Consider the following 13597-nt stretch of genomic DNA (forward strand, 5'->3'; position numbering starts at 1 on the left):
TCGTCTTTCGCAAATCACCACGCACACAGAGGCTCCATGTCAAGCCTTCAAATACACATTTAAATAAGTTTCGAAGCACAATGAAAAAAATTAACTTTTATGTGTCCTAAATATTGACGTAGATCCACTACTTAATTTAAATATTATTTCAACTTTGTTTCATAACGCCTATGTAGTGAATCCCTTCCTTAGGTTTCCCACTATACCTAAATACAAAACACGAGATAATTCCGCCAATAATATACGGGTATTTCTATCTTTTTGCTTTACCTATTTGTTCTCTTATTTAGCATTGAATGGTATTCTTATTTGTAGTATAGTTTATCTATAAAACTACTAAAGAGTATGAAACTATATTATCATATTTGAAAGCGCTTTTCACCATCTAGTATGGTAATATAGTAGATGAAAATATAAAATAAGAGGTGGAAAGAATGGCGATTATTCGTAACCCAATTCTAACTGGATTTAATCCAGATCCAAGTATTTGTCGAGTAGGAGAAGATTATTATATAGCTGTGTCAACTTTTGAATGGTTTCCTGGTGTTGGAATCTACCATTCAAAAGATTTGAAAAACTGGCGTTTAGCATCAAGACCTTTAAACCGACTGAATCAATTAAATATGATGGGAAATCCAGATTCCGGGGGGATTTGGGCACCCCAATTATCGTATAGTGATAACAAATTTTGGCTCATTTATACAGATGTAAAGGTTACAGAAGGACAATGGAAAGATTCCCATAATTATCTTGTGACCTGTGACACTATTGACGGAGAATGGTCCGAGCCTATTTATTTAAATAGTTCCGGGTTTGACCCTTCCTTATTTCATGATGAAGATGGAAAAAAATATTTGGTCAATATGCTTTGGGATCACCGCGTTGGACACCATAATTTTTATGGTATTGTTCTTCAAGAATTCAGTGCTAAAGAAGAAAAACTAGTTGGGAAGGCAGAAGTGATCTTTAAGGGAACAGATGTAAAACTGACAGAAGCTCCACATCTTTATAAAATAAATGGATATTATTATCTTTTAACTGCAGAAGGTGGAACGAAATATGAGCATCAGGCAACCATTGCCCGTTCAAAGGATTTAAGAGGACCTTATGAAGTTCATCCTGAAAACCCTTTAATTTCATCCTTTTCAAGTCCTAGAAACCCATTACAAAAGGCTGGACATGCCTCCATCGTGAAGACCCATACTGATGAGTGGTTCTTAGTGCATTTAACAGGACGTCCATTACCGAGAGAAGATCAGCCTTTATTAGATCCACGCGGATTTTGTCCGCTCGGAAGAGAAACAGCTATTCAAAGATTGGAATGGAAAAACGACTGGCCTTATGTGGTTGGTGGAAATCAACCATCTCTTGAAATTGAAGGTCCAAGTATTGATGAGGTTAAATTTGAAAAAGATTATGAGGAAAAAGACGATTTTAATTCAGATACATTGAATCTACATTTCCAGACATTGCGTATTCCATTAGGAAAAGATATTGTCTCATTAACCGACAATCCAGGACATTTGCGATTATATGGAAGAGAGTCATTAACATCAAAATTCACGCAAGCTTTTGTAGCAAGACGCTGGCAGCATTTTAATTTTACAGCGGAGACGAAAGTTGCTTTCCGGCCCGTTACTTTCCAACAGTCAGCAGGTCTAGTAAATTATTATAATACTCAAAACTGGACTTCTTTCCAAATTTCTTGGAATGAGGAAAAAGGAAGGATTCTCGAATTAATGACCTGTGATAACTTTACATTTGATCAACCTCTTAAAGGTGATGAAATTAAAATACCTGAAGATGTGGAATACATATACCTACGAGTAGATGTAAAGACCATCAACTATCAATATGCTTATTCCTTTGATGGGGATAATTGGAATACCGTTCCAGTCACATTTCAGTCCTATAAACTATCAGACGATTATATCCAAGGTGGAGGATTCTTTACAGGAGCATTTGTCGGAATGCGCTGCCAAGATACATCAGGTCAAAATAGACATGCTGATTTTGATTACTTTATATATAAAGAGAAAACGGCCAAATAACAACTAAGAAAACGACCATACTGATTTTAACTAAAAATCGTATGGTTGTTTTTGTACTGAGATTGGTCTAGCTTTTAAAACTTTATTTACAGGCTTGTTATGATAATTGCTTTATTTTCTGTATGAAAACTCAATAGTGGATTGCAGGATCCAAAAAATTATTGTATGTATAGTTGATCGGTTTTTCAAATTTTTGGTACACAAAAGCACCGGGCTGCTTTTGCCCGGTCTCTCTTCATTGCATATTTACAGAATCAGATAGGTTTTTAACTATTCAAAGCGGAACCATCCAAAGTCAAAATTGCTTCCTGGGAGAAAAATAAACGTTACTTTTTGTAGACCTGTTACCTTTTCTAGTTCAAATACCCGTTCTTCATATTCTTCTGATTGCTTGAATTCTATAATTTGGCTACTTTCGCCTTCTTCATTAGCAAAACGTACGTGAATCGTATTTTTGTCGATCACGGATCTTCCGAAAAGGACTAGTTTCGTAGCACCTACATTTGCAAAATCCATTTGTTCGAATTCTAAGGAAACATTATTGCCTATGCGCTCTATATTGTTACCCACCTGCTCAAATGAATCACCGTAAATTCTGTCACCAGCGGCAGCATCATTCTGTTCAAAGGCACGGTTCCCCTTTTCAAATGAGAATCCTTTAATATGTACCTTCTGTTGAAGGACAAAGCAAATGGAAGTAATCCCTCGTAGTTTTTTGGATAATTGATAAGTTTCTTCTTGATAAACATTCCATTTGGATTCCTTTTGATAAATGACATCAGCTAACAATTCACTACCCTCTTCCTCAGGCATCCCCTCCCAAATTTGTAAATAATATTCTTCATTTGATAACGCAAAGATCGGAATTGTTATCGTATCAGAACCATATGGACCAAAGTCGATATCCCGATAACCTACTTGAGTTTCGCCATCTCTACTTGTGGCGACTCCTCTTTCATTACCATTACCGACTTCACCTTTACTATAGTCGTAAAGACCACCTGAGATAAATCCATAAGGATCTTTATAAGCCGTACCAAGATTAACAGCCGTAAATTCTAATTCGGAAATGAGTTTCGTTTTATCTGTCCCATTCTTACTTGTACAGCGCAGTCGAAACTCTCCATCTCCCAATGCTATAACCCTTACTTTATGTCCATCTGATTCCACTTTCGCAATATTGGATTCAATCCCAACATCATTCACGACACTCCACTCAACTTCCCGGTAGGAAGTATTTTCGGGATATAACCTTACATGAATATCCATTTCTTTTGTGGTATTATCAAAGTTTTGTCCAGAATTACTTATAATCTCTAACTTCCGTAAAGGAATCTCCATTTTGTTCCCGGTCACGATTGGTAAATCCTTATTAGTTGTAAGAGCAGAAATTCCCTCGGCATCTTCACCCGCACTAGGAATAGATTCGAATGTGAATGTTTCTCCTTGCAATCCAATAGAGGATACCTCCAGTTGAATATTTCCCGCTTCTAATGTTGCCCCAATAATTGCCATTAACTTCCCACTAAATAACCTACGGCTCGTCCCTTTGTATGGATCATAGTCCGTACTATCACCGTTATCTAGACCTAGTAGACGCCCTGCTCCGGATACTTGAACAAAAACACGATTATTAGCATTTTCAACTCGATGGCCATTTTCATCTTCCACATTAACCTCAACAAATATTAAGTCTTCACCATTGGCAATAAGTTGATCCTTATCGGGGATTAAACTAATTTTCTTCGCATCACCAAAGGACTCTCGTACATCTGTCGCAATAATATTTCCTGATTCATCGTAGGCAATGGCCTTTAATTTCCCATGTTCATAAGGGACTTTCCACCACCCAAGAAGCTCTGTTCCATGTTCATGATCAATATTATGTATACCAATAGATCGACCATTTAATTGCAGCTCAATTTTTGGCGCATTTGAACAAACTCGCACATCAATCATTTGACCTTCATTAAAATCCCAATAAGGGAAAATATGAACCATTGGCTTTGTCTTATAGTTTGTCCATGCTGCTTGATAAATGTAATAAGAATCCTTCTTAAAAGTAGCTGTATCTATTTGTCCAAAATAGGAGTTCTTCGTATGATAAGGGGTTGGTTCTCCTATATAGTCAAATCCCGTCCATAAAAACTGTCCTAAGGAAAAGGAAGTGTCTCTTTCAGCGAGAATACAAAATTCCGCTGATTTTGCCCCCCAACTTGTTGAACTATTGCCTAAAGCAGAACATTGCTCATCATCATCCGCTAGAATCGACTTTTCATACGGAAAATGGTAAATGCCTCTACTTTGTACAACGGAGGATGTCTCACTACCATAAATGACCCAATTTGGATGCTCCTCATGATGTTTTTGATAATATTTTTCCGCATAATTATAACCGGCAATCTTGACAATATCTGCGCACTTCTGAGCATTTTCCCATGGCATATAATTGGAACCAATCGTAACAACAGCATTCCCTTTTGGATCATATTCGTACACATAATCCACGAGCATTTTAGTGATTTCCTGTCCTCGCTCATCGGCGTGTGTATCATAAATTTCATTTCCAATACTCCACATTAATAGACTCGGATGATTCCGATCCCGCGTGACCCAACTTTTTACATCCATTTTTGCCCACTTTTTAAAGAATCGGGCATAATCAAAAGGAGTCTTCGGTCTTTCCCACATATCAAATGCTTCAGATACGATTAGGAACCCCATTTCATCGGCTAGATCCATTAGCTCTTTGGCAGGCATATTATGTGCTGTGCGAATGGCATTAACGCCCATATCTTTCAATATCTCAAACCTTCTTTTAAGGGCAACTTTATTAAAGGCTGCTCCTAATGCCCCTAAATCGTGGTGTTCACAAACTCCATTTAATTTCATCTTTTTCCCATTCAGTTTAAGACCTTTCTGTTTGTCGAGCACAATATATCGAAAACCTATATTTTGTGAGTATTGCTCGATTACCTTTTGGTCACCATTATTTACATCACATAATAATTGTGTTTGTAGTTGATACAGATTAGGATCTTCAGGGCTCCATAATAATGGATGGGCTACAAAAAGGCTGTGTTCGACTTTCTGAAATGAAGCGTTTCCAGCTGTTACCTTTTTGGACGATTTCACAATCTCTTGCCCATTATATAAAATGGTATGGACAAGATAAGCATCATCATGAATGTTCAAATCTGTCTCTACTTCTACATACCAACTATCTCCTGCCTGTTTTGTCGTCACATAAATACCATCTGTCCCAATATGATTTTGCTCTCTAACTTTTAACCATACATTGCGATAGATACCCGCACCTGAATACCATCTACTATTGGGACTCTGATAGACAATTTTCACAAGTATTTCATTTTCGCCTTCCACAAGCTTCTCCGTGATATCGAATTCGAAGGATGAATACCCATATTTCCATTCCCCGACTAATTGTTGATTTACATATACAGAAGAATCCATATAAACTCCGTCGAAATATAATAGGAGTTGCTCCTCTTTTCCTTTTGTATATGAAAATTTCCTGCGATACCAACCGATACTGTTTTCATATAAATCCAAAGTGTTATAAATAAGCCAATCATGTGGAAGTTCCACAGGTTTAAATTCCAAATTAATACAGTCGGTTAGTTCTAAATCACTTTTAGCGAATTCCCAACCATCGTTAAAAAGAAGTTTTTTATTCACGATTATAAATATCCTTTCCTCGATAAACATTATGTAATGTCATTCTGCTAACAACCTAACTAGCAGAATGAATCACTCATTTCTAATTTCCTCCACTTGTAATTTCATTATTGGCGAAATTCTCAACAGATGTCGTTTTTTCATAGAAATAAGTGGTGTTTTTTAAGATCCCTTCCCTTGTATAAAATGGGCTATCCGTTTTAAGGGGAAGCTTGATTGTCTCTTTTAAACTAGCAGATTGATAGATCGCTGTAATAAGTTCTAGGGTTTGCTTTCCTTGTTTTCCATCAATTAAAACTTTCATGTTGTTTTCAATAGCTGAAAGCACGTCTTGGATTTGTCCTGCATGACCTTCATATGGCAAGCTTGGTAGTTGATCATATACTTTTTGGATTTCCACTTCTAATTCTTGATCTTCTTCTGGAAAACCATTTTCTTTTGCTTTTGAAGCCTTCAATTTCCAAGGTGCTGAAACGCGTGCTTTTTTCCCTTGGAATATCAATTGCTGTTCTTCTCCATGGTGAACAACCGAACTCGTAATTTGTGCGAGACTTCCATTACCATACTTGGCGATCGCAATCGACAAATCCTCTACTTCAGCATTATCATGAGAAGTGTTACTCGTGATCGCCGTGATTTCCGCTGGCATCCCGTTCATCCATTGAAATAGGTCAATATGATGTACGGCATGATTTAATGTGCAGCCGCCACCTTCTTTTTCCCATGTACCTCGCCACCACAAATCATAATAACTATGTCCTCGCCACCAATATGAATCTACTTGTGTATGCACAATCGGTCCCATTAACTTTGTATCAAGTACCTTTTTCAGTTTCATCATCGGTGTTGTAAAGCGATTTTGTGCAACAATGGACAAAACTTTCTGATTTCTATGTGCGGCTTCATTCATCGCATCGCATTCTTCAAGCGACGAAGCCATTGGTTTTTCCACTAAAACATGCTTTCCAGCGTTTAAAAAGTCAATTGAAATTTCTGCATGTGTATAAGGTGGTGTACAAACAGAAACAAGGTCAATATCCTGCCTATTCAAAAGCTCTTTGTGATTATCCACAGTGTCAGCTGTAAGCTGGTATTCCTGTTTTAACTTTTCTGCCTTTTCAGGGTATTGATCACATAAGGCGACAATTTTGCATCGATCGGGAAACTTCAGGTAAGCATTCACATGAGCTGGAGCAATCGCTCCTGTACCAATAATCGCGATATTTAACATCTAACAAACTCCCCTTTTCGATTGATTATTAGTTGAAATAGAACCATTGATAATTAAAATTTACATTTGTGTTATTACAGCATTGTCTTACTATTATATAATTTGAAAAACAGGTTTTTCATCTAGAAAATGTACAGGAATAGTTGGATAGACTGATTTTAATTTTTTTGCTAAATACCTCATCCCTGCTTTCTCACTTTCAGCATGACCAAGGAAGATTAAAGCCCTCTTACGACCTTGCTGTACGGCATCTCTTACATATTCTGGTGTTTCCCATTCAGGTCCTTCACCTGTAATCAGTAAATCAAGTTGTTCTCGTACAAATAAAGGAATCGCATTCTCACCCCCACCTCGATAGCCAACAGATACTGCTACACGTTTACATATCTGTGATACATCACCAACAACACGCACATATGGAATATTCAGCTTTTTCTTTACATATTCCGCGAATTCTCCTAATGTCATAGCAGGCAAAGTAAGAATCGATTCAGTAAGATCGTTCTTTTCTACATAACATCCCCAATCTAAACTATGAAGTAATCCTTTTGTTATGCCATCCGGTTTATATAAATGTATAGCATCATGCAAACGAAAAATTGCCATATCTGAGGATTCAATTAAGCGTCTTTTTTCAAGATAAATAGGGTCTTGTATCCATTTATCGGTTTGATCGTGATGACTATAATAAATTCCTTCGTGAGTGATAATTAAGTTGACACCTAAATCTATCGCCCGTTGAATCACATCATATGTTGCCATGAAGGTTGTACCAATTCCTTTAACAACCTTATCTTTCTCCCCTACAATGAGCGTATCTACAGTTTTTTCTGGTTCAGGTATAGGCTTGATCAACTCATTTATTACTTCTTCCACTTTTATCATCATTAAGCCAAACCCTCTTTTTTAATAGTTATCGAGATTTCAGTATTGAGACTAAACCACCTTATCTTCTTAATGTGTTAAGTAATATATTATTTTGTATAATTCTCCTCAATATCATCAATGACCGCCCTACTATTTAAGGTAAGAACATAACTTAGAACACTCGCAATAAAAATAAATAAAAAGTCCGTTGTAATAATCATCAAAAATAAAGCAATGATAAGAATCCCAATATTACCAGTCGTTATTTTCAATTTTTTAAAACTATAATAAAAGGATAGTTTAAAGACATCTCTCATTCTAAATTTAAATTTAGCTGTAATTGGAAACACATAGAGTAAAATACAAATGAGAAAACCAAGTCCCACCAAAAATACAATCGCCATAATTTGGTTGATCTTCGTACTTTCTTGATAAAAATATTGTAAATCAATAATTAGTATAAAGATCGCCGCAAGCATTGGTAGCCATACTTTTAATGTATCTTTAAAGTTAATTTTATACCCGTAAAAGAAGTCTCTTGTAGGTGAGATTTCCTTTTCACGTACTAACTTATCCATTACATAGCATAAAGCGGTGATTGCTGGGCCCGTCGGGATAAGCGCTATAAAAATTAAAATCATATTGGAAAGCTCAGGCTCCAATGTCATAAAAGCAATTAGAAAAATAAGATTGCAAAAAACAAAGTAAATATTGGTTAGCATAAACCAATAGATATGATTTGTGACAACAGACAATATCCCTTGACCGAATTCCTGTTGTTTATTCATGCCGATTCATCCTTCTTAAAGTCTTTAGTGAAATTCTTTGAAATATAAGAATATCCCATATATATAGTTTCACTGAATAGTTGCGTACATGCAACTACCTGCAATAATTTTGACTATTTTATTGCAGGTAGCTTTTTGAGTTCACTCTATCCGCTAATCTTGACTTTTGTATACTTCATTTGCTAAATCTACATAATCTTGCATTCCCATATTTTTCAACTCATTTACATAATCATCCCATTTAGCTATATCACGATCACCTAGGATGAATTCATATGTGGCTGTATCCACAAAGTCTTTCAATGGTGTGCTTAATAAAGTAGATTGTTCAAGTTCCATTTCATCATATCGAATTGGTGGGTCAGGTAATACAACTTCTTTCGTTTCAGCCATAGCATTTTGGAATTCAATCTCTTCTTCACTAAACATTGAATGAAGGAGGTCTGTTGTTCCTCCATAAGCAAAATTTCCTCCAGAGAAACCAAAATCGGCATTCAAGGCTTTCGTCCCGTCCGGGTTAAGACCAACATAGTTCACATCATCCGTTAGGGTACGTTTACCATTTTCGTCTTTTGTATAAGTAACTCCCTCTACTCCCCATTTAGCAAATTCTTGCCCTTCATCGCTATACCATAACCAGTCAACAAACTGGAGAATGGCTTCAAAGTTAGGATCGTCCTTCACTTTAGAAGAGAGCATGATCCCGTTTTCTAATTTGGAACCTCCCATTACCTGTCCTGCTGGACCACCTGGAACTACAATTTTTTTAATGGCAAAATTGTCTTCCCCTAGAATATCATTCATATCTTTACGATAATCAACTATCGTTTGTGAGTTTGTTCCTAAAACAAATGATTCCCCATTCACGAATTTCTTTTGTGCTTGATCATCATCTTGGGTCATACTTTCCTTATCAAGTAAACCTTTTTCAACAAGTTCACGGAAATAACTAACCATTTCTTTATACCCTTCTGTCGCTGGGCCAAAAACAAATTCGTCTTTATCTTTGTCATAATTCAAGGCAGATCCTAACCCCCAGCCAGCAGTCGTTCCAAAACTAGTCGCTGCAAAGCCCAAAGTGCTCTTAAATTCCCATCGATCTGAGAAAGGTGTGACATCGGGGTAAGCTTCTTTCATTTTTTCTAACACGGTTTCAAGTTCATCCCACGTAGTTGGCATTTCTAAGCCTAATTCATCTAAAATATCGGTTCTAATTGCTAGAGAGTAGTCTGGCCAAACATCTTCATGAAGACCTGGTAGCACATAATATTTACCATCATCTTGACGTAACCCCTCTAAGAAAGGCTCGATCTCCCATTTTTCAACTTTTTCCTTGTAATTAGGCATGAAGTCTACATAATCACTGATAGGTAAAATCGTACCTGAAGAAACAAATGGTACTTCTTCACCAGGATAAGTCTTTGGAATAATATATGGCGCATCTCCACTACTAATAAGTAAACTTCTCTTCTGACCATAATCACTCATTGGAACAATAGTCATATCTAAATTAACATTTGTTCTCTTTTTAATTTCCTCAAACAAAAGCCAATCTTTTTTATATGGATAATTTGGGTGATCACTATATAGCATTGGAATTGTAAACTCTTCTTTTGCCTTAAATGTATCACCTACACTATAATTATCCATAGCAGCCTTACTTTCAGGTACGTCTGCTTTCTTGTCCCCGTCTGTTTTTTCCGAGTTATCACAGGCAACCAGCGTAAAGGCGATGATGGACAAAAATGAAATAAGGAACAAAAACTTTTTAAAGCCTTTCTCCATTTAAGACTCCCCCTTAATTTAATAAACGATAGTAATACGGCAAACTAGCAACAATAGTTGATTCTGATCCACCTCCTTTTTCATAAGCAGTAAAAATTTTTTATTATTACCCTTTTACAGATCCCAACATGACACCGGAAACAAAATACTTTTGCACATAAGGATACACACATAAAATTGGTAGTACTGTTAAAACCATTGTGACCGCTTTAATATTAGAAGAAATTTGTGCTAGATCATCTGCCCCTGTTGCTCCAACAGAACGTGAAGAATCGGCACCCTTAATTAAATTCCGCAAATAGATTTGTACTGGAAAAAGGTCTTTATCTTCAAGATAGATAAATGCTGGGAACCATGCGTTCCAGTTTCCTACGGAATAAAATAAAACCATTGTAGCAAGTACAGGACCGGAAAGAGGCAGTACAATTTTGAATAATGTTCCATACGTGCTCGATCCATCCATAATCGCCGCTTCTTCCAGTTCATCGGGAATATTTTGAAAAAACGTTTTCATAATAAGCATATTGAAAACACTAATCGCACCTGGTACAACAATAGCCCACATTGTGTTCCCCATGCCAAGAGATTTCACCAAAACATAATTTGGAATCAATCCTCCACCGAAGAACATGGTAAATACAGCAAACATCGTAAAGAACTCTCTGCCCAAAAGACGTTTCTTCGATAAAGCATAAGCAAACATGGTTGTCATAATCATTTGAATACATGTCCCCACAACTGTGTAAACAACTGTATTTTTATAATTAATCCAGAACATACTATCTTTTACAATTATTTTATAAGTATCTACGTTAAATCCTTTTGGCCACAGATTAACCTTCCCTGAATTGATATAAGATTCCGAGCTGAACGATTGTGCCACGATATTTATAAATGGGTAAAAGGTCAAAGCCACAATGAGCACTAGTATGGTGACGTTAAATACTCTAAATACCTTATATTGCATGGACTCTTTCAAAATCTTTCTCCCTCCTTACCATAAACTGCTATCTGTAAGCCTTCTAGAAATATAGTTCGCTGAAAAGACCAGAATGAGTCCAATGATTCCCTCAAAAAGACCAATGGCTGTAGCATAACTAAAGTTACTAGATTCTAGCCCCACACGATAAACGTAGGTTGCAATAACATCAGATGTTTTATAGTTTAGCGGATTGTACAAGAGTAATATTTTTTCAAACCCAACCGCTAATAGGTTACCAATATTTAAAATTAACAAAGTAATGATGGTAGGAAGAATTCCTGGAATAGTAATATGAAGAGTCTGTTTCCAACGGTTCGCTCCATCGATTTTCGCCGCTTCATACAACTCATTATTAATTCCGGTCAGTGCCGCAAGATACAGAATAGCTCCCCAACCAAGCCCCTGCCATATTTCGGAACCAATATAAATCGTTCGGAACCATTCCGGTTTCTGTATAAAACTAATCCGATTCCCTGTAAAGAATTCGACAATATTATTTATCGATCCATTAACAGCGACCAGTTCCAAAATCATCCCTGATACGATCACAATCGAAAAGAAATGTGGTAAATAAGAAGCCGTTTGCACAAATCTTTTAAATTTCATCGATTTCAGTTCATTTAACAAGAGGGCAAAAATGATCGGTGCTGGGAAAGTGATCAGCAATGTGAGACTACTAAGAATAAGCGTATTTTTGAAAACTTTCCAGAAAGTTGGATCATTTATAAACATGTTTATATAATGTAAGCCCACCCATTTTTCTCCAAATATACTTCCCCCAGGCACAAATTTCCTGAAGGCAATTATATTACCGGCCATTGGTCCATATTTAAAGATAATAAGATAAAGAATTGGAAGAACCAATAAAGAGTACAGCTGCCAATCTTTCTTAAGAGCTCCTAAAATTACTGCCATTTTTGAAGTTTTACTAGCGGGTATATTTGTTTCAGTCTTTCTGGCTATTTGATGCACGTATACTCCCCCTTAGAATACCTAATTAAAATCTCCAGGTATCAAGCGCTTTCAAATCACCTTAGCTTTTACAAAACATTGTTTGTCTAATGGATAATCAAACTAAGGAAACTTTTATTTGGAAATCCTCTATTCCGAATTAACTGCAAGCATTCCAAAGTTCGACAAAATTGATCGATGTTTCGCTGTTATCTAACTTACTAGTATGTTAGTTTAATTCTATAATAGCTGTTCATCTTAAAATAAGCAACACATATTTTTATAAAAAAATAGTTTTATTCCAACTGTTTTGTTCTATAGACCTCTTCACAATTCTATAAAATTTTGAAGAGGCACTGGGAATACTGTATCGATCACACACCTGAATAAGCCATAAATCCTCCATCCACAGGCACACAAACCCCTGTCACAAATCCACTTGCTTCTTCATCTGCTAACCAAAGTAATGTACCTAATAAATCCTCCGGCCGTCCCAATTTCCGCATAGGTGTGTGTGCGACGATTTTTTCCATTCTTGTTGTTGGACTCCCATCTTCATTCGTTAACAAACGACGATTTTGGTCTGTTAGGAAAAAACCAGGTGCAATCGCATTGACGCGAATATTAGCTGGTGCCATATGAACGGACAACCATTGGGTAAAATTATTTATCGCTGCTTTTGCGGCGCTATATGCCGGCACTTTCGTCATTGGACTTGGCGCACTCATGGAAGAAATATTAATGATTGAACCATTATTCTCTAACATGCGTTTGGAAAAAATTTGTGTAGGAATTAGTGTCCCAATAAAATTTAAATTAAAAACGGATTCAAAGCCATCTCTCGATAAGTCGAAGAAGGAGGTAACATCCTTAGTCACGATATCTGCTGGATCGAATACCTCATTCGTCGTGCTTGCTTTCGGATGATTTCCACCGGCACCATTAATTAGCAAATCACAGTTACCGTACTTTTCAAACACTAGTTCATCGGCTTTTCGAACACTTTCTTTATCTAAAACATCACATTGAACAGGTAAAGCCTCGCCACCTGCATGTTTAATCTCTTCTGCTACTTTAACTGCCTTTTCATAAGTACGGTTTAAAATCGCCACCTTCATCCCTTGTCTTGCAAGTTCCTTCGCCATACAACCACATAAAATACCGCCACCCCCTGTGACGATTGCCACTTTTCCTACTAAATTTGGATTCTGTGCTAACAACATGCATACTCCTTTCTCCTTAC

General features: G+C 36.6%; 9 protein-coding genes. 1 reads left to right on the forward strand and 8 read right to left on the reverse strand.

Translation table 11 applies throughout. The features are described from left to right. Positions 1-434 precede the first annotated feature (434 nt). Entirely contained in the window at positions 435-2051 is a 1617-nt protein-coding gene (locus tag KI363_RS06680; RefSeq protein WP_212965894.1) for a glycoside hydrolase family 43 protein, read from the forward strand. Positions 2052-2321: 270 nt separating this feature from the next. Here the strand turns inward: KI363_RS06680 and KI363_RS06685 are convergent, their stop codons facing one another. From KI363_RS06685 to KI363_RS06720, 8 genes are all read right to left on the reverse strand, one after another. After that, complete coding sequence (locus KI363_RS06685; RefSeq protein WP_212965895.1) at positions 2322-5750, reverse strand: glycoside hydrolase family 2 TIM barrel-domain containing protein; 3429 nt, start codon at positions 5748-5750, stop codon at positions 2322-2324. Positions 5751-5832: 82 nt separating this feature from the next. Next, positions 5833-6981, reverse strand: coding sequence for a Gfo/Idh/MocA family protein (locus tag KI363_RS06690; RefSeq protein ID WP_212965896.1), 1149 nt, complete (start codon positions 6979-6981; stop codon positions 5833-5835). Between the two features lie 93 nt (positions 6982-7074). Then, entirely contained in the window at positions 7075-7869 is a 795-nt protein-coding gene (locus tag KI363_RS06695; RefSeq protein ID WP_212965897.1) for a Nif3-like dinuclear metal center hexameric protein, read from the reverse strand. An 86-nt stretch (positions 7870-7955) separates the two neighbouring features. Then, a complete protein-coding gene (locus tag KI363_RS06700; RefSeq protein ID WP_212965898.1) occupies positions 7956-8636 on the reverse strand; it encodes a YesL family protein in 681 nt (226 codons plus the stop codon). Between the two features lie 153 nt (positions 8637-8789). Then, positions 8790-10421 carry an ABC transporter substrate-binding protein gene (locus KI363_RS06705; RefSeq protein WP_212965899.1) on the reverse strand — a complete coding sequence of 544 codons (1632 nt, stop codon included), beginning with the start codon at positions 10419-10421 and terminating at the stop codon, positions 8790-8792. A 106-nt stretch (positions 10422-10527) separates the two neighbouring features. Further along, the gene (locus KI363_RS06710) at positions 10528-11400 is read right to left on the reverse strand and encodes a carbohydrate ABC transporter permease (protein ID WP_212965900.1); all 873 of its coding nucleotides are present in this window, start codon (positions 11398-11400) and stop codon (positions 10528-10530) included. Between the two features lie 15 nt (positions 11401-11415). Next, on the reverse strand, positions 11416-12318 hold the full coding sequence (locus KI363_RS06715; RefSeq protein WP_158321051.1) for an ABC transporter permease: 903 nt from the start codon (positions 12316-12318) through the stop codon (positions 11416-11418). A gap of 410 nt (positions 12319-12728) precedes the next feature. Continuing rightward, positions 12729-13574, reverse strand: coding sequence for an SDR family oxidoreductase (locus KI363_RS06720; protein WP_158320948.1), 846 nt, complete (start codon positions 13572-13574; stop codon positions 12729-12731). Positions 13575-13597 lie beyond the last annotated feature (23 nt).

It is taken from the genome of Lederbergia ruris (genome assembly GCF_018332955.1).
GTDB classification, from domain to species: Bacteria; Bacillota; Bacilli; order Bacillales; family Bacillaceae_C; genus Lederbergia; species Lederbergia ruris.

What these genes read in the sequence shown, in the direction of transcription:
- KI363_RS06680 (WP_212965894.1), top strand. Translation starts at nt 435, where the DNA reads ATGGCGATTATTCGTAACCCAATTCTAACTGGATTTAATCCAGATCCA.
- KI363_RS06690 (WP_212965896.1), bottom strand. Translation starts at nt 6,981, where the DNA reads ATGTTAAATATCGCGATTATTGGTACAGGAGCGATTGCTCCAGCTCAT.
- KI363_RS06695 (WP_212965897.1), bottom strand. Translation starts at nt 7,869, where the DNA reads ATGATGATAAAAGTGGAAGAAGTAATAAATGAGTTGATCAAGCCTATA.
- KI363_RS06700 (WP_212965898.1), bottom strand. Translation starts at nt 8,636, where the DNA reads ATGAATAAACAACAGGAATTCGGTCAAGGGATATTGTCTGTTGTCACA.
- KI363_RS06705 (WP_212965899.1), bottom strand. Translation starts at nt 10,421, where the DNA reads ATGGAGAAAGGCTTTAAAAAGTTTTTGTTCCTTATTTCATTTTTGTCC.
- KI363_RS06715 (WP_158321051.1), bottom strand. Translation starts at nt 12,318, where the DNA reads ATGGCAGTAATTTTAGGAGCTCTTAAGAAAGATTGGCAGCTGTACTCT.